Origin of the sequence: Tautonia rosea (genome assembly GCF_012958305.1) — a bacterium.
GTDB classification, from domain to species: Bacteria; Planctomycetota; Planctomycetia; order Isosphaerales; family Isosphaeraceae; genus Tautonia; species Tautonia rosea.
In genome coordinates this window covers 21719-44737 of the sequence record NZ_JABBYO010000023.1, presented here as the reverse complement: position 1 = coordinate 44737, position 23019 = coordinate 21719, and the positions used below count along the sequence as shown (strand labels likewise).

The window sequence follows — 23019 nt, the reverse complement described above, 5'->3', positions numbered from 1 at the left end:
ACTGAGAATCCGAAAAGGAAGAGGTACTCATTGAAATTGGGGCCGCACCACGAGACCGACTGGTCGACCCATTTTGAGGTGGTGGGGCCCAACTGCATGCAGGCGGATCGGATCGGTCAGGGGATTGGAGACTCGACTCGGCGCGTCGGAGCAGTTTCTCGTGACGGGTCGAGCGGGTCGCCACCGCTTCACCCGGACTTCTGTCTTCCGCTGCCGAGCCGGTGGGGGCAAGGGTGGAATTCCGCTGACCCCCACTTCGCGCGAGCAGGGAGAAGACCTTGGTGAAGGGTATTGGTTTGGATCGCAAGACATGGCGTTCGGGCAGCGGACCCCCTCACCCGGCCTGCGGCCACCCTTTCCCCCGCGAGCGGGGGAGAGGATTGGGAGGGGATGAACGAGGTCGGCTCGCGCTCCTACGGAAGCGGGAGAGTGTGCAGGGGAGGCGAAGGGGTTGCAGGCAAGGCAATCGCAAGTCATCCTTCGCGAAACACGCACAGAAGGCTTGGAATCCTGGCCGGGGTTGGTTACTGGGTGTCGTCGGGCTTCGGGCCTTTGCCCTTGATGATTGGCGACTTGAAGTCGATCAGCTCGGGCTGTTCCTCGAAGGCCCGGACGATCCGGAAGCCGACGAAGGTGGCATCGGTGTGCCACCAGATGCTCTGGGGGCGCTGCGGATCCTGGACGCTCCAATCGGGATTGGAGACGTGCCGGGATGCGCTGCGGCAGTCGTAGGCGTCGAAGTCCCACGAGCCTCCCCGAGCGATGTAGGGATACTCGAACGCGTCCGGCACGACCACCGGTCGGACGGTTGGAGAGTCTTGCGACCTCTGACTATAGAGGTCTTCGATGTAGTGGTCCAGGACCCACTCGGCGACGTTGCCGTGGATATCGTAGAGGCCCCAGGGGTTGGGCTTGAGCTGGCCGACGGGCTGGGGGCCTTCGCAGTTTTCGAAGAACCAGTCGTACTCTTCCAGCTCGGCCGGGTCGTCGCCGAAGTGGAAGGCGGTTTCGGTGCCGGCGCGGGCGGCGTATTCCCACTCGGCCTCGGTGGGGAGGCGGTAGGTGTGGCCGGTCTTCTCGGAGAGCCACCGGCAGTATTCCATGGCCGCGTGGAGGGTGATGCAGATGACCGGCTGGCCTTCGCGGCCAAGGCCGAAGGTTTCGTCGGCGTAGGGGGGGGTGGGGCGGGTGATGGCGTCGGCGTTGCGTTCACCCTCGGGCTGAGCGTCGCGGTCTACGCCTTCGCGTTCCTTGCGGCGGAGGTCGAAGCTGAAGGCGAACTCGTCGTACTCGTCCCAGGTGACCTCGTGCTTGCCCATCCAGAAGGGGGCGATGGTGACGGGGTGCTGGGGGCCTTCATGCTCGGTGCGGTCGGCCTCGTCGTCGGGGCTGCCCATCATGAAGGTGCCGCCGGGGATCGGGACCATCTCGAAGGTGATGTCGGTCCCGGCGATCGTCTCCGTGTAGGGCTTCATTTCCTCCGGGGTCGTGGGGTCCTGCCCCCAGGAGGAGGCGGTGGGAAGGACCAGCAAGGCGCATGCGACGGCAAGAATACCAGTCCTGCCGTGCGACAGCGGGATGATCATCGTAGGATGGACTCCTCGGGCGGACGGGAACGGTCGAAGGCGGCGAGAACGAACTCGACCAATCGAAACACCAGGCCAAGGGCTCAAGGCGATCGGAGCGACGGCCTTCGGTCCTCGGGGAGGACGGTGGATGAGCGTGGGACTGCTCGGGATGCTCCTGGTTGTGGGATCAAGCCTGGCGGTTGAGGACCGCGGGGAGGCGGAACTCGATCGGTTCGAGTTCCGTGAGACCCACATGGGGAGCGAGTTCACGATTCTAATCTACTGCAACGATGGCGACCTCGCCAGCAGTGCGGCCCGATCGGCGTTTGCTCGGATCGCCTTCCTTGACGAGACGCTGAGCGACTACAAGGTCGACAGCGAATTGATGCGGCTGAGCGACGAGGCCGGCGGGCCTCCCGTGCCCGTGAGCCCGGAACTCTTTGAGGTGCTGGCGCGGTCTCGGGCGCTCTCGGAGCAGACCGATGGGGCGTTTGACGCGACGATCAACCCGGTGGTGAAGCTCTGGAGGCGAGCGAGGAGGAACCGGGAATTACCGAGCCGATCGCAGCTTGAGGAGGCGCTGGGGAGGATCGGCTGGCAAGGGCTGGAACTGGACGCCGAGGCGAGAACCGTCCGCCTGGCCCGGCCAGGGATGCGGCTCGACGTGGGGGGGATCGCCAAGGGATATGCGAGCGATGCGGCCCTGGCGGTGCTGAGGGATTCGGGAATCACCCGGGCGCTGGTGGCCGGAGCAGGGGACATCGTGGTGGGTGATCCGCCTCCGGGGCGATCGGGCTGGATCATCGGGATCGCGTCGATCGACGCTGAGGAGCAGGGGGGGGCGAGGCGATTTCTCTCGATGCGGAATCAGGCGGTCTCGACCTCCGGGGATGCCGAACGGTTTGTCGAGATCGACGGAGTTCGCTACTCGCACATTGTTGATCCGAGGACGGGACTGGGCCTGACCGGCCGGAGTAGTGTCACCGTAGTGGCACGGGACGGGACGACTTCGGATAGTTTGGCGACGGCCCTTTCGGTGCTGGGTCCGCAGCGTGGTCTTGAGCTGGCGGAGGAGGCGGAAGGGGTTGAGGCGTTGATCGTTGCAGCCGAGGACGGCCAGAATCGGTATCAGGTTGACCAGACCTCGGGATTCGAGGCGATGCTCACGGAGCGTCCCGACGTGGAGGAACCGGTCACGAGCCTGGGACCGCCGGAGTCTTGAATCGTGGCACCGTCATTCTACAATGGCGGGATATTCGCATCAGGAAGGTCGATATGCGCAAACGCATTCGCAGAAACGGATTGTCTATGCTGCCAAGAACGTTGCCCGTGATTCTGGCGGTGAGCTGGCTGCTTCTGGGGGTTCCGTCGGACGGAGCCGCGCTTCAGGACGTGGAGCGCGTTGTGCTGAACGACGGCTACCAAATTGTCGGGAAGGTGCTGGCCGAAAAGCCTGATGCGTTGTTTCTCGATGTGGGTTACGACGTGATCAAGGTTCCTCGGGATCAAATCCTTCGGCGAGGGGCTCCTGAAGAGACCGCGCCCGAATCGCTGAACGTTGCGGGGGATGCGACGTCGCCGAGCGACGGGTTTTTCGAAGTTCGATTACTGCGACCTCGGCCGGTCAACGAACTGGTGAACCAGTTTGGTGAGGCGGTGGTCTCGATTGAGACCCCCTCGGGGATCGGCTCCGGGTTTATTATCAACCCAGACGGCTTTGCCGTGACCAATAATCATGTGATCGAAGGGGAAACGCGGATCTCGGCAATTCTCTATCAGCGCACGTCAAGCGGTTGGCGTCGTCGGAAGATTGATGACGTCCAGATTGTCGCGGTCAATCCGTTCCTCGATCTGGCCTTGTTAAAATTGCCGGCTCAGGAGGGATTGAAACTCGAACACGTTGTGCTGGGTACGCTCGATGACCTTGATGCCGGAGACGGGACCTTTGCGGTGGGAAACCCGCTGGGTTTGGAGCGGAGCGTCTCGCAGGGGATTCTCAGCACGTTGAACCGGAACTTCGAGGGCCTGGTGTATCTTCAGACCGACGCGGCCATCAATCCGGGGAATTCCGGAGGTCCGCTGTTTAATCTTCGAGGAGAGGTGATCGGCGTGACCAACATGAAGGCCTCGCAAGGGGATAATCTTGGGTTCGCCATTCCGATCAACTACCTCAAAGACTTCTTGAAGAACCGAGACGCGTTCGCGTACGACAAGGAGAATCCGAACAGCGGCTACCGCTATCTGGACCCGCCCCGCCGTCGCCGAGCCGAAACGTTCGCCGAAGCGAAGCAGGGGTCCGTCGAGGCGGGATCACCTGATCGAGAATCAAGGGAGTAGCGCAGATTCTGCGGTCGGATCAATCAATCGAACACCTGGCATCAGAATTGCCGGGAGCAACAGACACATGGGTTGGCGTGATTCGCGTCGGCCTTTCGTCGTGAGAAGGGGCGGACCTTGAGTGCTGACGGATGAATTCAGGCTTGTCCGTCCCCCCTGACCCTCTGGTGTTCGCGATGCCATGATCGGCTCGCGTGGGGGTCATCTGGTGAGTTTTCCTCAATTGTTCAAAGGAGAAAAGCGCGATGCGATTCCCGATTCGGGTACTCGCCGGCTCGGCATTGCTCGGCATCTTGACAGCGGCGGTTCCGGTGGCGGCGCAAGTCCCCGACGAGAACGCGCTGCCCAGTTCGACGGTTGCGATCGTCAAGGCCAAGAGTGCTAGCGATCTGCGTGAGGCCCTCGGCCGCAGTCAGATCGGCAAGCTGCTGGCCGATCCGGCCATGGAGCCGCTGAAGGATGACGTTCGCGCCAAACTGGCGGATCTGGAGAATGAGCTGCAGCAACGGCTTGGCGTGAGCCTGGAAGAGTTGCTCGAAACGCCTCAGGGAGCGGCCTGGTTGGCCGTGACCCGCCGTGACGATGTGCTGCCGATCGCCGTCTTGCTGGTCGCCGACGCCGGTGAGAACGCCGAGCGGATGAACGACATCATGACCAAGGGGACGGATCAGCTCGTTCAGGAAGCCGGCGGTCAGTCTCGGACCGAGGAGTTCCAGGGCAAGACCCTGACGATCATCCAGCCGCCGGCCGAGGACAGCCCGCCGCTGGTTTGGACCAACGAGGGAAGCGTTTACTTCATCGGCGTAGGGGTCGAAGGGGTCAAGGACCTGCTGGCCAATACCGACGGCCGAGAAGATTCGCTGGCCGCGAGCGCAAGCTATCAGGCCATCGGTGCGAAGCTGGGAACCGACAGCCAGGTTTGCTGGTACATCGATGTCCAGCAGGCGCTGCAACTGGTGATCCAGGCGGCCGCCGAGCAAGGGGGAGAGGCCGGTCAGGCGGAAGCCCTCTTGCGGACGCTCGGGGTTGATCAGCTCAAGGCGGTGGGAGGCACGTTGGATCTGGCCACCGGCGACTACGACTCGATCTCCAAGACGTTTGTTTACGCCCCTGGCCCTCGCGCTGGGATCCTTCGGCTGGTGCAGATGCCGCCGATCGCCCCGACTCCTGAAGCCTGGGTTCCGGCCGACGTCAGCAGCTATCAGACGATTAGCTGGGATCTGAACGCGGCTTACACGGCGCTGGGCGACCTGGTGAACATGTTCCTGCCCGGCGCGCTCGAGAACGTCGAACGCGGCCTGCAGGGTCCGAACGGTGAGACGATTCGCTTCCAGCAAGACATTTTCGGTCCGCTCGGTGATCGGATCAGTATTCTCTCCGATTTTGAAGGGGAAGGGGCTGAAATCGACGCGGAAAGTCAGCGAGCGCTGATTGCGGTCGAGCTGGACGACGAGCAAACCTTCCAGACCACGCTGAACAAGATTTTCGCCATCACCGGCGCGAATCCGAAGAAGCGAGACTTCCAGGGCACGACGATCTACGACGTTGAGCTTCCGGAACTGCCGGCCGCGCCGGGAGCTCCTCAGATGCAGCTCTCGGGTGAGGTGAGCATTGCGATTGCCAAGGGCTATCTGTTCGCCACGGGTCGCGCCCAGCTTCTGGAGCAGATCCTTCGCGGCGGTGGCAGCAGCCTGGCCGACGACGCTCAGTTCCAGAGTGTGGCCTCGAAGTTCCCGACTCAGGTCTCGACGTTCGCCTACAACCGGCCCGAGGAACAGGCGCGAGCCGTGTACAACACGGTCACCAGCGGCCAGTTCCAGGAAGCGCTGGACCTTGCCGGCAACGCCGGTGGCGCAGAGGTGCCGGACCTCTCGGATCTGATTGACATCGAGAAGATTCCGGAGTTCTCCGTCTTCGCCAAGTACCTCACCCAGGGGGGGAGCTACAGCGTGATGGAGGATGACGGCCTGATGATCATCCAGTTCTCGCTTCCGAAGGGGAACTGATCTCCCCAGGCCAGACGAAACGACGAGATCCTTGAACCGCCTCGCTCCCCGACCGGGGGCGAGGCGGTTCTGCGTTTCGCCCCGGCTGGGCTACGGGCGGCGGCAGCCCGGTAACTTGTCAAGCTCGTCGGAGCCACATACACTGATCTTACCGTTCTGTTGGCGGGAGTGCTGTCCCTGATCGCCTTGGAGGAGTCGCGCCATGCGTCGGAAGTGGCTCTTGAGCTTCGTGGTGGTCTTCGGCGCCCCGTTGATGGCCCAGGCGCAGACGCGCACCTACTGGGTGCATGATGCCGGGTACTTCCGCGCCAACGTTGCAGATCGCTGGGTCGAGCGGATCACGGTCAACGACGAGACGATCGAATACAATTTCCGGCTGATGTTTCGCGGTGAGGAGGCGGTCCTGCTCTACGACGAGTCGCGCGATTGTTTCGTCCGGTTGACGGACGACTCGGCCTACGTGAAGAACGTCGGGGACGGCTACCAGGATTTCATCCGCTTCTATGGCGGCCGCTGGTCCCGCCCGCCCGGGGGGGAAGATCCCGCCGACGAGGCGCCTCGGGTCGTTGAGACGAATCATCGGGAGGCTGTTCCCGCGAGGATCGAGACGCTTCCCGCGATCTCGGGGCGATTCACGGGCCGCATTGACACGGTCGTCCACCTCACGGGCGACTTCGATACCTATCTTGCGTTCTACCACTATGAAGGTGGATTCGTGGACGTCGAGATCGTGGACGAGGCCTCGGGGAGGGTGGTCGGCAAGTGCGCCCACGGGATCGGTACGCGTAGCCTCGGAGAGCAGAGGAGTACGGTCGTCCACCTCTGGGATGCCGGCCAGGGGAGGTCCGGGGCGTATCGCATCCGCGGCACCGGCTCGGGCATGTTCTTCGTGAATTACTCCCACGACCCCGAGGCGCACTGACCGCAGCGGGGCGGCGGACTCAGGTCGCGAAGGGCCTTGCGAATGCATGAGTGTGTGTGATGCTTGGGTGTGCCGCCCCGAGGCGTCCGCCCGGGGCGGGTTCGGGGAGCTTGTGGCGGGGGCTCGGCCCAGGCCCCGGCCTCGCGGCCGTCACTTTGCGCAGCTTCGGCTCAAGCTGTGCGACCGGATCAACCGATCGAGAAGGTCAGACGATCGCGCGGTGGCACCAATGGCCTGCCCGCGTGGAGGGAACGGCCGAAGGTCGGGAGGAGTCCGATGCGGGATCGCAATCGTGGCGGGTCGATCCGACGATGGTTCGGGGCCGGCGGCTCGGCAGCCGATCGGCAACGGGCTCGTCGCCCACGACTCGAAGGGCTTGAGCCTCGTCAGATGCTCGTTGCCTCGCTCAATCCGATTCCGAACCTCTCGGTCGCGGCCGACCTGGGTCGGGTGGTTCCCCTGGAAGGGGGGACCGAGGCTCAGCAATTCACAGCCACGTCGAGCAATCCGAACATCGGCGTTTCGGTCGTCAACGGATCGTTCTTGTCGATTGACGTCTCTCATGAGTCAAGCGGTGCCGGAGACCCGGCCTTTTCCGGGACCATGACGTTTCAGCTCTTTGACGAGTTGACGCCGGTGACGGTCCGTCGGATCCTCGCGCTGGTCAACCAGGGGTTCTACACCTCGCCGACGACGAATCCGAACCCGAATTTCACGAATCTGCCGAGCAAGAACTTCCACCGGGTCGCCCAGGGTTTCCCGGGTGACCAGTTCATCGTTCAGGGCGGTTCGGTCAACGGGAACGGAACGGGAGAGATCAACCAACCCGGCTTCCCCTTCGACGACGAGTTCCGCGCTCCCCTGGTCTTCAACGGTCAGGGTCAGCTGGCGATGGCCAACGCGGGAGACGACACGAATAGCTCGCAGTTTTTCGTGACGACGGGCTCTCCCCGGTTCCTTGACTTCAACCATACGATCTTCGGCCAATTGATCGAAGGGGCCGACGTTCTGGAACGGATGACGCAGGTGTCTCGCAACGCGAGCGATACGCCGGTGTCTCCGATTCTGATCACCGGCACGCGCGTCAGTCAGTCCAACCCGAACGGGTCGGTGCTGATCAACACCACGTCGGCCGCGGCGGGAGAGTCGGCGACGATCACGGTTACGGCGTCCACTCCGTCGGATGGGTCGACGGATGTCGAGACGTTCCAGGTCAACGTGATCGCCAACACCGAGAGCCAGCGGCCGTTCCTCCGGCCGGTCAGCGATCAGATTACCCTGCCGAACCAGCCGGTGCAGTTCCAGCTCAACGCCGTGAGCACGAACCCGGGTGATCAGTTGACCTACGCCGTCGGTGGTGGGGTGTCGCCGCAAGGGACGTTCGCCCCGGTCCAGAATGCGACGGCCAGCGTCGATGCCAACGGACTGGTAACCATCACGCCCAACGCCGGATTTGAAGGGGTGATTGACCTGCTGGTTGGGGTCCGCGATCAGGTCAACCGTGGCGGCCCGAACACCCCGCTCGACGCCGTGAGCAATTTTGATACTCAAGCGATCACGCTGACGGTCACGACCAACAACCAGCCGACGGCCACCCCCGTCTCGGTCCAGACGAACCAGAATCAGGCGGTGACGATTCAGCTGGCTGGGCAGTCCGGGGACCCGTCATCGCAGCAGACCCTGACCTACGAACTGACCGGACCTCCGGTTCATGGGCAGATTTCCCAGTTTAATGCCCAGACGGGAACCTTGGTTTACACGCCGTTTACCAACTTCCAGGGGAATGACTCGTTTGGGTTCCGGGTGACGGATGTTGGGGCACCGACGCCGAATCTGACCAGCACGCCGGCCGACGTGTCGATCACGGTTCAGGGTGGCACCCCGATTGCGGTTCCCCCCACGGCACAGTCGCAACTGTTGACCATCTCGCCCAACGATCCGGTCCCGGTCCAGTTGACCGGATTTCCAGGGACCGCGGACTCCGGGCAGACCCTGACGTACATTCTCGACACCACTGGTACGCTGGGAACGGTTTCGAACTTCGATGCCGCCACCGGGGCGTTGATCTATACCCCACCAACCGGGTTTGTGGGGACCGATACTCTGGAGTTCCAGGTTCGCCAGATCGGCGAGCCGGGGTCGGGGCTCGAAAGCGCGAAGGCGACCGTGACGTTCACCGTGACGGGAGCGGCCATCACCGGAGCGGTTCGGCAGATCGGCAACGTACTGCTGGTGACCCCGCCTCCAGGTCGGCTGGTCAATCCCGACCCGAACACGATCAACGTTAGCGTGGTCGGCGGCCGGGTTTCCGTGTCGGTCAACGGGGTGGTCGACTCGTTGCGACCGCTGGTCAGTGATCTGGAACGGGTGGTCGTCTACGGGACGAAGGCCAGTGACACGATCACTATCGCGCCCGATGTTCCCTTGCTGGCAACGCTCGACGGTGGGCTCGGCGGGAAGAATCAGCTTCAGGCCGGCGACCTGCCGACCCGACTACACGGCTGGTTTGGTCATAATACGCTCCGCGGAGGGGCATCACGCGATGCCTTGATCGGGCGCATGGGACGGGTGCGATTCCTGCCCAGCCCCGGAGATGACCTGGTCTTCGCAGGTGATCCGAACCTGTATCCTCAGGTCGGGAAGCACGCGGGGGACCAGGGGATTCCTCCGACCGGGCAGTTCTTCCGGTTTGTCCGGGATCGCCTGGTGCCGGTTCCGACCCCTCCTCCCCAGGCTCAGGGGCGAATCGTCCTGCACCCTCGTCGAGCGAACGTGACCGTTCCTGAGTTCAACGTTCCCGACACGTCCGGAGTCGGCCAGACCCCGGCTCAATCGCCGGCGATTCTCGCCGCTCAGCAACGACGGGCCGAACGGCTCGCCGCGATCCAGAACCGCGGCAATCAGGGCTCTTGATCGCGGTCTGGCAATCACTTACGATTTGCAATCCTGAGATGAGGCCGAGTCGCTCGATTGGTTCGAGCGACTCGGTCCTGTGCATTCGTGGAGGACGACGTCCGCGCTGCCGGTTCGTCCTTCAGGTTCCTTGGTCACTGCGTCGAGCGTTTCTCGAACGACCCGTCTCCATCAAGCGTGAGCGACGGAGACAACTTTCTCCGGCTCGGTAGCCGACTGCGGGACAATCGACACGCACCGGACTAGGTTGTCTCCCGGTCTTGCCTCCGGCCCCTTGCGTTCGCGGTCTTGAATCACGATCCGCACCAAGCTCTTCTCCCGTCTCACAAGGGTGAGATCAGAAATCGCCGCCTCGATCGGCTTCGATGGCTTAAGGTGAAATTAAGCCTGATACGGCAGGCTTGACCGAACCAACTCTCCCTGCTAGGATTTGATTGGATGCATGGACTGTTGCGTCCTGGAATTGGCAAGCGGGCAGGGGAATTGGCCTCGTCGAGATTTGCGGTTTCGATAGGATGATCGGTCGTGGTTGAGCAGCTCCGCCTGAATCTCGATGGCGAGGTGAGGGGATCGGCAGTCATGGCTGGAGGGAGTGACCGGCGATGACACCAGATCGGAACGGGGGACGAAACGGTGAGCGATGAGGTCCCGCGAAAGGCGCGACGGTCGTATCGCCCGGGGGTCGAGGGGCTAGAGGCATTGCGGCTGCTAAGCGGCCTGATGGCTTCGCCTCCGGCCGTTCCGGCCGAGCATGGGGCGTTGTCGGTCGCTTTGTCCGATCCGCCGCTGGTGTCCGAGCCAACCATCGATTCGGACGCCTGGGATGCGGCGATCGATCAGACCTTCTCGTCGGAGTTCTTCGCCCCCTCACGATCGGAGGCGATTGACAATCAGGAAGCGTCGGATGCGGATTCCAGATCGATTCGAGGGGGGCTTTCGCAGCTTGATCGGTATCTGGCGCGGACCTGGATGCGGGCCGGATTACCTCCGCAGAAGCATGACGATTGCACTCAGGCGGTTTATGTCAGCCTGCTGAAGCAACTGGGGCGGTCGGGCTTCGATGAATTGATGATCGCCGTCGGGGTGCTGGGCATCCGAGAGGTCTTCAGCCGGGAGCGGAACGAGGGGACCACGTTCTTCCGGGCCATCGACGCGACCAAGAAACGGGCACAACGCGAGCGAAAGCTCAGATCTCTCGATGAGAGTCCGGATGATCCCTCGGCTCCGTACCGGGAACGAGACTGGGTCGAGGATCTCGGAGAGGCGATCGAGCAGAGTCTCAATGCTCGAGAGGCGGACCTGATCCGGGCGACCCTCAAGGGAGAGACGCCGGCTGAGATCGCCGAGCGATGGGGAGTGGCCGCCAAGACGGTCAGCAATGAGAAGTCGCGGGCCTTTCAGAAGCTGCGATCGTTCCTCGGCGCATTGGAACTGGAACCGGTGGCCTGACCCTGTGGGGAACACCCGGGCCGGGACTTGCGTCAACCCCCGGGGCGGACGGGGGAGCACGGAGGCGACATTCTTACAAACAAAGGCACGCCCGACGGTCGTTCGTACAACGCTTGGGATGGAACTTCAGCAATTCTTGAGGGGCGGCAGGCGGGTTCTCCGGACGGTGCCGATCGTGCCGATTCGAGGTGGCTCCTCGTGAGTGAATCGAACCTGTTCGAGCCAGGTCGATATGATAGATTACATTGTGACGGGCGTTCGCGAACAAGTGATTGCCCGGATCTGATCGGTGGAACGATTGTCGCTGCCTGCCCTGAGAAGGTTCCTGAACCGTGTCTGGCATGTGGCGTGCATCGTGCTGCGATGGCAACTACGAAGCGTTTCCCCACTCGGTGATTGACTTCCTCAAGACGTGCAGCCACGGATCGGTGCGCGGACGGATCACGGAAGACCTGGTCTGTGGTCCCCGCTTGCGATTCTCGACCCCGATCGTCCCAGTCCGGTACGAGTCCACGGCGAGCTGAACTGGCGGTATCTTCCCTGGCCAGCGTCTTTTGAGATCGATCCCGCACGCGATCCGAAGCGGGAGGATCGTGGCCAATGCTCGCCCTGCTTCGAGGTCCCCTGGCGGGACTGTTCCTTCTGGCGTTGGCCTTCATGCCTGCCTCGCCGATGGCGGCGAACTCGGCGATCGAGGCCGAAGACGGGGTCCTGAGCGTCCGGCAATCGTCCCCTCGGGTAGAGGCGTCGACGACAGCCGAGCCAGGAACTCCCGATGATGCTCTGGCCCAGGCCCTGGAACGCGAACGGGCTCGGGACTGGTCCGGTGCGATGGACCTTTACGAGCAGGCGCTGGAACGCTGGCCGAGCCGGACCGACTTCCGGCACCGCCTGCGGCTCTGCCAGACGCACTACCGGCTGGGTCGCCGCTACGAGGATCGGAGCTTCCGAAGCGTCCTGCTGCGGCTTCCCCGATCAGATGTGATGGCACTCTATCAGGAACTGCTGGAACGGATCGAGACGGGGTATGTCGATCCGATTCGGTTCGAGCCTCTGCTGCGACACGGTTACGACAATCTGGAGGTGGCACTGCGCGACCCGGTGTTCCTGGAAGCACACCGGATAGACGCTTCGGAGAGGGCTGAGCGGGTTCGATGGCTTCGTGATGCCTTTCGATCGCAGCGAGCGAGGCTTGCGGCGCAGAGCCGAGCCGATGCGAACGCTCAGGTGGAAGCCGCCTGTGACCTGGGGGTTCGAGCCCTGGGGCTGCCCGAGGCCGCCGTGGTGCTCGAATTCGTTTATGGAGCATGCGATGCGCTCGATGATTACACCGGTTGTCTGACGCCCGACAAGCTGTCGGATCTCTATGCCGAGATTGATGGCAACTTTGTCGGGATTGGCGTTGAGTTGAAACGATCGGAGCGGGGGCTGCTGCTGGTCAACGTGATTCGAGAGGGTCCGGCCTGGGAAGCCGGGTTGAAGCCCGGTGAACAGATTGTGGCGGTGGATGGACAGCCGCTCGACGGCCTGGGCCTGGACATGGCGGCCGGCATGCTCCAGGGGGTCGAGAATTCCGGGCTTGAGGTGGACGTGCTGGGAATTGATGGCCAGACGAGGGTCGTGGATCTGGTCCGCCGTCCGGTTGAAGTTTGGAGCGTCGAGACGACGGCCTTGCTCCAGGGTGGGGTCGGCTTCATTCGGTTGATCAGCTTCCAGAAAACGACCCTGGCGGAGATGGATCGGGCCGTGGCTGACCTTCAGGCGAAAGGGATGCGTCATCTGGTCCTTGACCTTCGAGGCAATCCCGGCGGCTTGCTCAATGTGTCGGTCGAGCTGGCCGACCGGTTCCTCGATCGCGGTCGAATCGTTGCCACGAGGGGACGGGCTCCGGGTCAGACGTTTGACTATGTCGCGACACAGGCGACCCCGTGGCGGATGCCGGTCACGCTGCTGATCGACGGTGACAGCGCCAGTGCGAGCGAGATTCTGGCCGGGGCCTTGAAGGAGCACCGCCGCGCCCTGGTGATCGGCGAGCGATCGTTCGGCAAAGGGTCGGTGCAGAGCATCTATCCGCTTCGATCGGCTGATGCGGCCTTGAAGCTGACGACCGCCAAGTTCTACTCGCCCAACGACCGGCCTTACAGCGAGCACGGTGTTTCTCCGGATGTCGAGGTGGCTTCGTCGGCCCGGCCGGCGTCTGACCGGACCCCCGAAGCGATGGCTCCGATTCCGTTCGGTGATCCGGAGCGTGACCCGGCCCTTCGAATCGCCATTCGCAGGGCCCTGGCCGAAGACCTGGTCGGCAACGCTCGATAGAATGGTGAGCGGTGACCGTTGCCGGGTGTGAGGCCCGACTCAAGGAGGGACGTTCGACCATGTCCGTGTCCGATGCTTCGACCGGCGCGCAGATGCAACCGAGCCTGGCCTGGACCGTCGTGACCGACGCTCCCCTGAAAGGGCTGGGCTTGATGCGGGAGGCCGGTCGGATCATCACCTGGGACGAGGTGGACGGCCTGGTGATGTCGGACCTCAACGGCGATCGGATTTGGGCCGTGCGCGCTCCGGGGGGGATTCAGGCCGGAGCGGTCAGTGATGACGGCTCACTGGTGGCCTTGCTCGGGGAATCGCGCCGGCTTTGGCTGTTCGGTTCAGAGCTGGAATTGATTGCCGATCGCGAGACGGTTGCCGACCCGCTGGCCATTGCCGTCGATCCGCACGGCCGATTTGTCGCTGTCTCCTCTCGCATGGATCAGACGCATCTCTACACCCGGTTCGGCCGCAAGGCCGGCGAGTTCGAGACGATGCAACCGCTGGCCCATCTGGTGTTTGTTCCGGGGCAGCCGAGGCTCCTGGGAGCGGCCGGGCACGGTTCGTTGTTCGGGATGGATTTGTACCCGAGCGGTCGGGGGAAACTGTTCGCTGAGGTTGCCTGGCGCGAGTCGCTGCTCTCGAACGTCGGCCGATTGGCCGTGACCGGCGACGGCGGGACGATCATCGCCAGTTGTTACATACACGGCATTCAGCGCTTCGATGCCAAGGGCCGGAGCGAAGGGGCCTATCACCTGGGCGGCACGGCGGTCAATGCCGTGCCCGACTTCATCGGCCGGACACTGGCCGCGGCGACCCAGGAAGGGGAATTGTTCCTCTTGAACCGCGCCGGGAATGTTCGGTGGAAGACCGCCTTGCCTCGACCTGCGGTGGCGCTCGAAATCGACGCTCTTGGGCGTTGGCTCGTGTATGGGCAGGCGACGGGTGAGGTGTCGCGGATCGACCTGGACGAATCGAGCCGCCCGGCCGCTTCGGAGCGGCAAAGCCCGGCGGCTCGGTCGGCGGTTCGCCCCTCACCGGCGGCTCGGTCGGCGGTTCGTCCGTCTCCTGCCGCGGCCAGTCCAATGCGGACTCCGGCCTGGTCGCTGACGGCGACCGAGAGCGAGGATCGGGCTGAGACCGCCGTGCTGGCGGTGCTTGACGATCCTCCTCGGATCGGCTTGATGACCAGCAACGACCGGCTGGAGCTATTCACCATCACCGGCAAGAGTCTGGGCAAGACACCACCGATCGCGGGAAATGGTCGTCTCTTGCGTACGGCCTCGGGATGGATCGCGGCGGCGACTGACCGGGAGCTGTTGCTGTTCGATGCGAGGAGGAACGCCGGGAGACGTTTGGAAGACCTGAACCTGGTGCAGTTGACCCATCTCCAAATTCGCCCCGACGATTTCGGTCTGGCGGCGGTGCAGGAACGCGACCGGCTTGGCAGGGCGACCACGGCGGGCCGCTGGATCTGGCGCAAGGAGTTGCCTTCGGCAGTCGAGGAACTGGCGATCGGCCCGGACGGACTGACTGCGGTCACGACCGACGACGGCCGCCTGCTCGTGTTCGATCCGGCCGGCAACCCGGTGAAGGGTCCAGATACGAGCTTTGAAGAGCCGCTCGGGCTGGCTTCGGCCCCCGAAGGAGCATCGTCCGAGCTGGCTTTCCTGACCCTGGCCCGCCATCGCCAGATCCTTCGAGGGCACGACGAGAGGGGCTGGGTGCTTTGGGAATCGCCGGTGCCCTGGGAGTCCTGGCAACTTGAGCGAGTTGGGACGGCGGTGGTCGTCTCGGCCCCGGATGGTCGGGCGATTGCGTACGATGGAACGGGTCGCGCGCTGATTCAGGGGCGAGACGTGGTCGCTCCGGGAATCTTCAGCATTGGAGCTGAGGGGGAGGTGCTTCGGATCTCTCGCCGAGGCCCGCATTTGATCTGCGATGATCTTTCCGGGCGGGTCCGATGGCGCGCCTTGACGGACTCGCCCCGAGGGCCTTTGGCGGCGGGGCGATCGGGAGTTGCCCTCCTGATTGGTCGAAACCTGGCGTGGTTTCCGCACGCCGGGACAGCCTCCGACGCAGGCGATCCGTGATTCGACCTCCGGGGTCATGTTGTTCTGAGCCATCATCCGATCGGTCGGATTGTGAGGACGTTCTGGTTTTCCGAGAAAGATGGTTGGCGCTGGTGCGAATCAGAGCTATAGTGGCCCAAACCCTTCCTTTCAGGTGCGTGCAATCATCGCGAACACTTAACCCTAACCACCTGGCAATCCTGTCAGGTTGCCTTACCTTAGTCGTGGGAGTCTCGGCGAGCGGAAATCACCCGGTTTCATTCCTCTTGAGGCAGTGGGCCAGGATGGCCTGGAGGTCATGATGGCGTTGTGTAGCAGCCCCTCCGTGGATATACATCGAGCCCCCACGCCACTGAGTCTTCTCGCCGAAGGTGAGGAAGAGGCCCGCAAGTTCAAGTGGATCATGAGCGAGAAAGCCGGTCGCGATCTGGGCGACTGGGCCATCCGCTGCTGGGTCCGTGAACACTGGAACGGGTTTCTTCGTGAGCGATGGCTCGAACATCTTCAGGGCCGAGCGTTCTGGATCGAACTGGACCGCGAAGATTACGGCCTGCTGCAGCGAGAGTTTCGGGATTCTTGCCCCTTGTTCGACGAGATTTTCCGTCGGATCAAGCGCGGAGACGAGAACCTCGACATCCTCAACTGGGCGATCGACGAAGGAATCGCCACGGACGACGTGATCGACATCCTTGAAGCGATCGACATCAACAGCCGGCGCATTGAGTGCAAGTTCGCGTTTCGTCTTTCTCAGGCGCACTGATCTCCTGGGAAACCGGCTTTCACTTGTCTGGCTGAGCCATTGCGAGGGATGAAGCCCCGCACCTCCTGCAGGTTGAGGAGGAGGCTTCATGGCCCTCGTTGCGCCTTGTGAGGCAAACGCTGGTCGCCTGGCTCGGATCACGGAAACCGAGGAGAGCTGACCCGCGGTGGATCAGGACGATCGCCCGTCTTCGGCGAGCCGGACGAGGGTCCGCACGAAGCAGCCGGTACCGCCCGCATCACGGGTGGAGGAGTCGGTGTCGGCCCAGGCGGGGCCGGCGATGTCGAGGTGAGCCCAGGGTCGACCTCCAACGAACTCCTCCAGGAACTTCCCGGCAATGCTGGCTCCTCCCCACTTTGAGCCGACGTTTTTGAGGTCTGCCACGGGGCTTTTGAGCGACTCTCGGAAATCGGCATCCATTGGCAAGGGCCAGAGCCGTTCACCGACGGCCTCGGCGGCCGATTGAACGGCCTGCGCTGTCGCCTCGTCGTTGGTGAAGAGGCCGGCGACTTTCGGCCCGAGGGCGATCATGCAGGAACCTGTCAGCGTGGCCAGGTCGATGATGCGCGACGGCTCCTGTTCTGCGGCGAAGCTCAGGGCATCGGCGAGGATCAGGCGCCCTTCGGCGTCGGTGTTCATCACCTCGACGGTCTTGCCGTTCCGCATGGTGAGCACGTCGCCGAGCTTCATCGCGCGACCGCCGGTCATGTTCTCGGCTAGCGGCAGGAAGGCCCGGACGTTGACCCGCAGTTCGAGGCGGGCGATGGCCGTCATGGCGGCGGTGACGATGGCCGCTCCGCTCATGTCGGCCTTCATGTCTTCCATCGAGGCCGAGGGCTTCAGGGAGAGTCCGCCCGAGTCGAAGGTGATCCCCTTGCCCACCAGGGCCAGGGCCGGCGCCTGCGGATCGCTGGCCCCAAGCCATTCGAGCATGACAAAGGCCGGCGGCTCGTCCGATCCGGCCGACACGCCGAGCAAGCCGCCGAAGCGCTCGCGACGAATGCGATCGTCGTCCCAGACGGTGACGGTGAGATCCGTCTGCTCGGCCTCGGTCCGAATTCGGTCGGCCAGCAGCGAGGGAGTTTTCCGGGCCGGAGGCAGGTTGACCAGCTCTCGGGCCAGATTGATCGCCTGGCCGATGATTTCTGCGCGGTGGACGGCCTGCTTGATCGGGTGGGGATCAGCAGACGAGCCGGGGGAAACACTCAACTGGAGTTCCTGGATTGGGAATCGGGCGGGCTCGGACTTCGCCAGGCCGGGGCCGCTGGTGCCCACGATCACCCCTTGCACGATCGCTGAGGCAATCGAGGGAGACTGGTTCCCGACGTCGGGCAAGACCAGGGCGACCGAGTCGCGCGATCGCCCGCCGAGTCGCTTGCCAACGAGGACTCCCGAATCAAAGGCTTCTCCCATACCGAAGCGGTCGGCCGGGCCAAGCCCGACGACCAGCATCGAGGCGTTCGACGGACTCAGAACGGCGTGAATTGCCGAGGCCTCGCCGAAGCCTCCCGAGAGGTCTCGGGAGGCGATGAGTCGGCGGACGGTTTCGGCCCCAGGGGTCTCCGAGAGCCAGGAGGGCGGTTCGGGCTGATCTTCGAACATGCCAACCACGAGCCAGCCTACCTCAAGCTGGATGGGGTTATCGGAGACGATCCGGATGTTCATCGAGACGCATTCCTTCCGAGGTCGAATCGTGTGGCGATCGGGAGAACCAGGGCTGAAGGGTCCTCATCTTCCTCACCCCTGTCGCGTGCGCCAAGCCGGCTTGTCGGATGGCTCGAATCCGGCTAGACTTCGCGTCGCATGTCTCGACCCGAAGGAACGAGGGACCGCCCTCGACCGCTTCGGGCGCTGGCTCGCCCCGGGCCGTTGGCTCCTGCCTCCTTTTGCGACTCCTCCCGCTCCGCCCGGTGACGTTGAACCGATCGATCGGACCCGGCCCCTGGGGAACCTTCGACGTCGGCAAGCGTTTGCTTGCGGGTCGAATCAAACCTGCCGAGGGATCGGGAGAACGCGGAGGTCGACCGATGCTGACGCGCCCGAACTGCTTGATGCGACGGGCCAGCTGCCTGGCTCTGTTCCTGTTCAGTCTGACTGCGGTCGGCTGTGTCGAACGGCGCTACACGATCCGGACCGATCCGCCGGGGGCCCTGGTGTTCGTCAATGGCGAGGAATCGGGGATCAGCCCGGTTTCGGTCAGCTACGAATACTACGGCGACCGCCGGGTGACGATCCAGGCTGAAGGGTACGAGACCATTCACACGGAATTGCCGATCAGAGCCCCCTGGTGGAACAACGCGTTTACCGGCTTTTTCACCGAAAACCTTGTCCCGTTCACCCTTCGAGACGAACGGGAGTTCCGGTTCACGATGGCTCCAGCCGTCTCTCCCGAAACCGGAGACCTCGTCGGCCGAGGCCAACAGCTTCGTCAGCAGGCCCAGGTGCCCCCTCCCGAACGTCCCGGAGGGTTCTTCCGGTTCTTCGCGCTGTGATCTCGGATCGCCGGAATCAAGGTCCTTCGGCATTGAGGGGACGGATCTCCGTCCCCTCAATGGACCGCAGGGGGATGCGATCGAGACGGGTTCAGACGCGAGTCCGGGCGGGATCGAGGATGGGGAAGGGCTCGAAGCGGGTCTTGAGGATCGCCTCGGCATCGGCGCCAAACCAGTCGGACAGCACGGCGGCGTAGACGGATCGGAAATCGACGGTGAAGCGGGGGTCGCCTTCGTCGTCGAGCCGGGAGAGGTCGGGCCGATCGCCGAGCAATCCGGGACGAATCTCGCTGCCCATCAGCAGCATGGAGCCGGCGGTACCGTGGTCGGTACCCCCTGACTGGTTCTCGGCGACCCGACGCCCGAATTCCGAGAAGGTCATGACGAGCGTGCGGTCAAGATGGCCGCGAGCGGCCAGGTCGTTCCGGAAGGCGGCCAGCCCCTGGCTCAGTTCCTGGAGGAGGCTGGCGTGGCGTCGGTCCTGGCGGGCGTGAGTGTCGAAGCCGCCGAGCGAGACGTAGTAGACGCGTGTCGGGACCTCGGCGGCAATCATCTGGGCGACGAGCTTCAATGATTGTGAGAAGGCGAAGGGAGCGTAGCTTGCCTCGGTCGGATCGTTCTGGATCGCCTCCCGGATGCGACGGGAGGCGGCAAGCGTGGCGTTGGCCGTTCTCTGGACATAATCGAGCTCGTCGAGGCCGGTCGGCTCGACCTGATTGATTTGTTCAAAGCCAAGGCCGAGCGGCCCCTCGTCGGGCCAGTCGAAGATGGCGGGGTTGGCCATCGTGACCGCTCGGGGCCTCGGGTGGGCGAACGTCTGGGCCGGTCGTTCGCCGAGTTGCAGGCCGATCATGGGGGAATTGACACCGCTGCACTCGTTGTCGAAGTATCGGCCGAGCCAGCCGTCGGTCCAGGCGGTTTCGGGAGGGGAGGCAGTTTCCCAGATCTCGGTCGATCGGAAGTGCGAGCGATCGGGGTTGGGATAGCCGACCCCCTGGACGACGGCCAGATTGCCATCGTCGAGCAAGCCGCGCAGCTCGACGAGTTCGGGATGGAGACCGAGGTCATCGTTGATGCGAAGGACCTCGGCCGAGGGGATCGCCAGGTTCGGCCGGGCCCGGTAGTAGGCATCGTCTTGATACGGGACGACCGTGTTCAGAGCGTCGTTGCCGCCGGCAAGCTGGACGACGACCAAGACGCGGTTGTCGTTCAGGCCGGGGATCGGCAGGACGTCTCGGCTCGGGTCGCCGTCAAAGGCAAGGCTAGTCTTCTGAAGAAAGGCCGGGACCGTCCCGGTGAGTGCGGCCAGCCCCACCGCTCGTTGAAGAAAGGCTCGACGGCCCATCTGAATCAACATGATCATGTACTCCTGTCTGGTCGAGAATCTTCGGGAATCGGATCGCGTCAGGCCATCTGAAATTCGGGAGAGGCCAGGATCAGGCGGGCAACCACCGCCGGGCGGTCGGCGGCCGGAGCCGTCTGGCAGGCGCGAATCAAGCCCTTGCGGGTCGTCTCTCGCACCGAGGTGACGATCAGGCGGTCGAGCATCGCATCGACCAGTGCGACAGGAGATTCGGGGGGACCGTCGGGAAACAGGCTATCGGCGTCAAAACGTGTTTTGATCCCGTCCTTGTTCCGCTCGGTGCTGCGATCGGCCATGGCCTGTTCCATGCGTTCCATGCGTTCCTGCATCTGCGACGGGTCGCGCGGCACGAGGAGGAATCGATCGAAGCCGATCGGCTCCAGGCCGGCGGGGATGCGGCTTTCCAGCAGGGCATCGGCCAGCTGGTATCGCACGGCGAGCGTCCCCGAGCCGATCCAGGCCCGGCCGCCGGGCCATCCCTTGACGTTCGGCGGATCGAAGAGCGCTTGGCCCATCGCGGCGGTCAGCTCTGCGAGGCTCGGGGTGGGCTCGACCTCCAGGCGAAGCTGTCGGCAGGCCCCGACGAGCAAGCGAACGGGGCTCTTGATCAAGGTTCCTCGGGAGGACTCGTCGTAACATTCGGGAGCGGTGAACAGGGCGAGCAGGACCGGGCGGATCTCGAATTCGGATTCCCGGAAGGCGGCGGCCAGGCGAGGGCGTAAGGTTCCTTCGGGGTCGGACACGCCGAAGAAGTCGATGAGCCTGGTCGCCAGATGGAGCGCCGTTTCCTCACGAGAGACGACCAGATCGAGCACGTCTTCCAGCCCGAAGCGGCCCGACTGGCCGAAAATGGTCTTCTCGCCGTCGTCGTGACGGTCGGGGACGAAGGTGGGATGCAGGCCGTCTCGGGAGAAGTTACGCGGGGTGCCCGGCTCGGTGGGCCGGTCGGGCTTTGCCACGCCAGGAGGAACGTCGAGGGTCCAGCCGGTCAGCGCCCGGGCGGTTTCCTGGATGTCGCGCTCGGTGTAGTGACCGATCCCAAGGGTGAACAGTTCAAAGAGTTCTCGGGCGTAGTTTTCGTTCGGTTGCTGAGCGTCACTGTCTTCCAGATCGAGGTACATCATCATGGCGGCATCTCGAGTGATGTCGCCGAGCAAGGTCCGGAAGTTCCCCAGCGCGTGCCGTCGGAGAGTGGCATTTTGCTCGTACATGGCCTGCGAAATGCCGACCTTGTCGTTGGCGCTGGTGAAGTGACCGTGCCAAAAGAGGGTCATGACCTCGCGCAACGGGGTTTCTGAGGCGATCATCTGACCCAGCCACCAGGAGCGGAGATCGTTCATCTCAGAGGCGTAGCGGCGGCGGGTGTTTCGGTGATTCTCGGCCGATTCCTCGCGGGGGGTGTCGGCGAAGCGTCGTTCGGTGTTCACCCAGGGAGAGCGGACCCAGGCGGGAGGCTGGGGAGGCTCGGCGGCCTCTGCGGCATCGAGCAACCAGGCCACGGCCTGATCGACGGGCACATCGACCAGGCGTTGGATTTCCTCGGGAGTTCCGCCGAAACCGACACGGCTGAGGAGGTGAGCGGCCGACGTGGCATCGAGGCAATTCCCCTCGACAGCTCGGAAAGCTCGAACGCGTTTCATGAGGTGTTCCTTGCGAGCGATTGGCTTCGATGGGAATGATCAGAACTGGTCGGCGGAGATGACCTCTCCGCCGGCCCGGGTGGCGAGGGCCCGCCAGGTGAGCAGATTGATCGTGTCCTTGACGAACCGGACGCTGCCGTCGGCCATCAGGACGTTCACCCCGCCGGGATGGTTGCTCCGGGCGGCCGTCCATCCGCGCCCGTGGGCACTGACGTCGGGAATCCGGCTATTGGGGCCCAGATAGGCGTCGAAGGCCACCGGCACCTGACGACCCGAGATCCAGGAGTAGCCACGATCGCCTCGCCATCGGGTTGTGGACGCGGTCAAGGTCGCCAGGTCGGGATTGACCACCGGTTGACCGTCCATCACCAGGCCGGGATTGCCCCGGTTGGTCCGCAGGATAGCTCCCAGGTTGGATGTCTGTCGGCCGGCTTCGGCCGGCATGGGGCCTTCGGAGTCGAACCCGATCCCGAGCAAGCACTGCGAGACGGCCATGGTGTTCGACAGTCCGTCTCGGATGTCAGCCAGCCGAACCGCCGATCCGTTCCAGAAGAGGCCATCGGTCCGGAAGTTGATGTCGTAAAACAGCCCTGTGCCCGACCCCATGTTGACGACGTAGTTCGTGCCCGCCATCCGACCGCCGAAGTACTGATCGAACATCGGCTCCTGAGCGTCGCTGGGGCAGAGAAAGCCGCCGATGATCGTCTGCGCGGCGGTTCCCTGCACGGGATTCAGGCTGATCCAGGGGCCGGACCCGACGTAGAGCGGCTGCTCGTAATTGATCAACGTCCGCAGATTCTCCTGCTCCATGTAGGGCAGGATCCGCGCATGGACCGAGTAGCCGAAGGCCGTCGATTCGCCGAAGCCGGGCAGGGCCCCGACGCCCGACTCGTAGTTGTGCAGGGCCAGGCCCATCTGCTTCAGGTTGTTCTGGCTGCTCATCCGGTTGGCCGCCTCGCGGGCCGATTGCACCGCTGGCAGCAGCAGGGCGATCAGGATCCCGATGATGGCAATCACAACCAGCAACTCGATGAGCGTGAAGCCGCGGGTTCGCTTCATGAGATGCATTCCGTTTTCCTTGAGTCGTTGTGGAACCTTGGAACTTGGTTGACGTCGGCGCGCACGGCGATCGGAACCCGAGCCGTTGGGCATTACGACAAGGAACTTCGGGGCGAGCGACTCCAGGGGGA

At 63.8% G+C, this 23019-nt stretch carries 15 protein-coding genes; 10 read left to right on the top strand and 5 right to left on the bottom strand.

The genetic code is table 11. The annotated features are described in order from the left end of the window. Positions 1 to 524 precede the first annotated feature (524 nt). Positions 525 to 1586, bottom strand: coding sequence for a formylglycine-generating enzyme family protein (locus HG800_RS25305; protein WP_169980862.1), 1062 nt, complete (start codon positions 1584 to 1586; stop codon positions 525 to 527). A 130-nt stretch (positions 1587 to 1716) separates the two neighbouring features. Here HG800_RS25305 and HG800_RS25300 point away from each other — a divergent pair, with 130 nt between their 5' ends. From HG800_RS25300 to HG800_RS25260, 9 genes are all read left to right on the top strand, one after another. Beyond that, the gene (locus tag HG800_RS25300) at positions 1717 to 2790 is read left to right on the top strand and encodes an FAD:protein FMN transferase (RefSeq protein ID WP_206352454.1); all 1074 of its coding nucleotides are present in this window, start codon (positions 1717 to 1719) and stop codon (positions 2788 to 2790) included. An 86-nt stretch (positions 2791 to 2876) separates the two neighbouring features. Continuing rightward, positions 2877 to 3905, top strand: coding sequence for a S1C family serine protease (locus tag HG800_RS25295; RefSeq protein ID WP_235963957.1), 1029 nt, complete (start codon positions 2877 to 2879; stop codon positions 3903 to 3905). Positions 3906 to 4150: 245 nt separating this feature from the next. Then, on the top strand, positions 4151 to 5911 hold the full coding sequence (locus HG800_RS25290) for a hypothetical protein (RefSeq protein WP_169980858.1): 1761 nt from the start codon (positions 4151 to 4153) through the stop codon (positions 5909 to 5911). Positions 5912 to 6113: 202 nt separating this feature from the next. Continuing rightward, positions 6114 to 6833, top strand: a complete 720-nt coding sequence (locus tag HG800_RS25285; protein WP_169980856.1) for a hypothetical protein — start codon at positions 6114 to 6116, stop codon at positions 6831 to 6833. Between the two features lie 276 nt (positions 6834 to 7109). Next, positions 7110 to 9746 carry a peptidylprolyl isomerase gene (locus tag HG800_RS25280; protein WP_169980854.1) on the top strand — a complete coding sequence of 879 codons (2637 nt, stop codon included), beginning with the start codon at positions 7110 to 7112 and terminating at the stop codon, positions 9744 to 9746. 633 nt (positions 9747 to 10379) lie between these two features. After that, positions 10380 to 11195: a sigma-70 family RNA polymerase sigma factor gene (locus HG800_RS28335; protein WP_315852105.1), complete on the top strand. Its 816-nt coding sequence runs from the start codon at positions 10380 to 10382 to the stop codon at positions 11193 to 11195. A gap of 600 nt (positions 11196 to 11795) precedes the next feature. Then, on the top strand, positions 11796 to 13511 hold the full coding sequence (locus HG800_RS25270) for a S41 family peptidase (protein ID WP_169980852.1): 1716 nt from the start codon (positions 11796 to 11798) through the stop codon (positions 13509 to 13511). 59 nt (positions 13512 to 13570) lie between these two features. Continuing rightward, the gene (locus HG800_RS25265) at positions 13571 to 15595 is read left to right on the top strand and encodes a PQQ-binding-like beta-propeller repeat protein (protein ID WP_169980850.1); all 2025 of its coding nucleotides are present in this window, start codon (positions 13571 to 13573) and stop codon (positions 15593 to 15595) included. 277 nt (positions 15596 to 15872) lie between these two features. Continuing rightward, a complete protein-coding gene (locus HG800_RS25260) occupies positions 15873 to 16334 on the top strand; it encodes a hypothetical protein (RefSeq protein WP_235963956.1) in 462 nt (153 codons plus the stop codon). A 171-nt stretch (positions 16335 to 16505) separates the two neighbouring features. Here the strand turns inward: HG800_RS25260 and HG800_RS25255 are convergent, their stop codons facing one another. Beyond that, positions 16506 to 17999, bottom strand: coding sequence for a leucyl aminopeptidase (locus HG800_RS25255; RefSeq protein WP_169980848.1), 1494 nt, complete (start codon positions 17997 to 17999; stop codon positions 16506 to 16508). A gap of 362 nt (positions 18000 to 18361) precedes the next feature. On the opposite strand from HG800_RS25255, the gene HG800_RS25250 reads away from it, so the two are divergent. Then, entirely contained in the window at positions 18362 to 18826 is a 465-nt protein-coding gene (locus tag HG800_RS25250) for a PEGA domain-containing protein (protein WP_235963955.1), read from the top strand. 91 nt (positions 18827 to 18917) lie between these two features. Here the strand turns inward: HG800_RS25250 and HG800_RS25245 are convergent, their stop codons facing one another. Genes HG800_RS25245 through HG800_RS25235 form a run of 3 tightly spaced genes read right to left on the bottom strand, consistent with a single transcriptional unit; the run spans position 18918 to position 22888 of the window. Beyond that, a complete protein-coding gene (locus HG800_RS25245) occupies positions 18918 to 20183 on the bottom strand; it encodes a DUF1501 domain-containing protein (protein ID WP_169980846.1) in 1266 nt (421 codons plus the stop codon). Positions 20184 to 20230: 47 nt separating this feature from the next. Further along, complete coding sequence (locus tag HG800_RS25240) at positions 20231 to 21829, bottom strand: DUF1800 domain-containing protein (RefSeq protein WP_169980844.1); 1599 nt, start codon at positions 21827 to 21829, stop codon at positions 20231 to 20233. Positions 21830 to 21868: 39 nt separating this feature from the next. Continuing rightward, the gene (locus tag HG800_RS25235; RefSeq protein WP_182830392.1) at positions 21869 to 22888 is read right to left on the bottom strand and encodes a DUF1559 domain-containing protein; all 1020 of its coding nucleotides are present in this window, start codon (positions 22886 to 22888) and stop codon (positions 21869 to 21871) included. Positions 22889 to 23019: the final 131 nt, after the last annotated feature.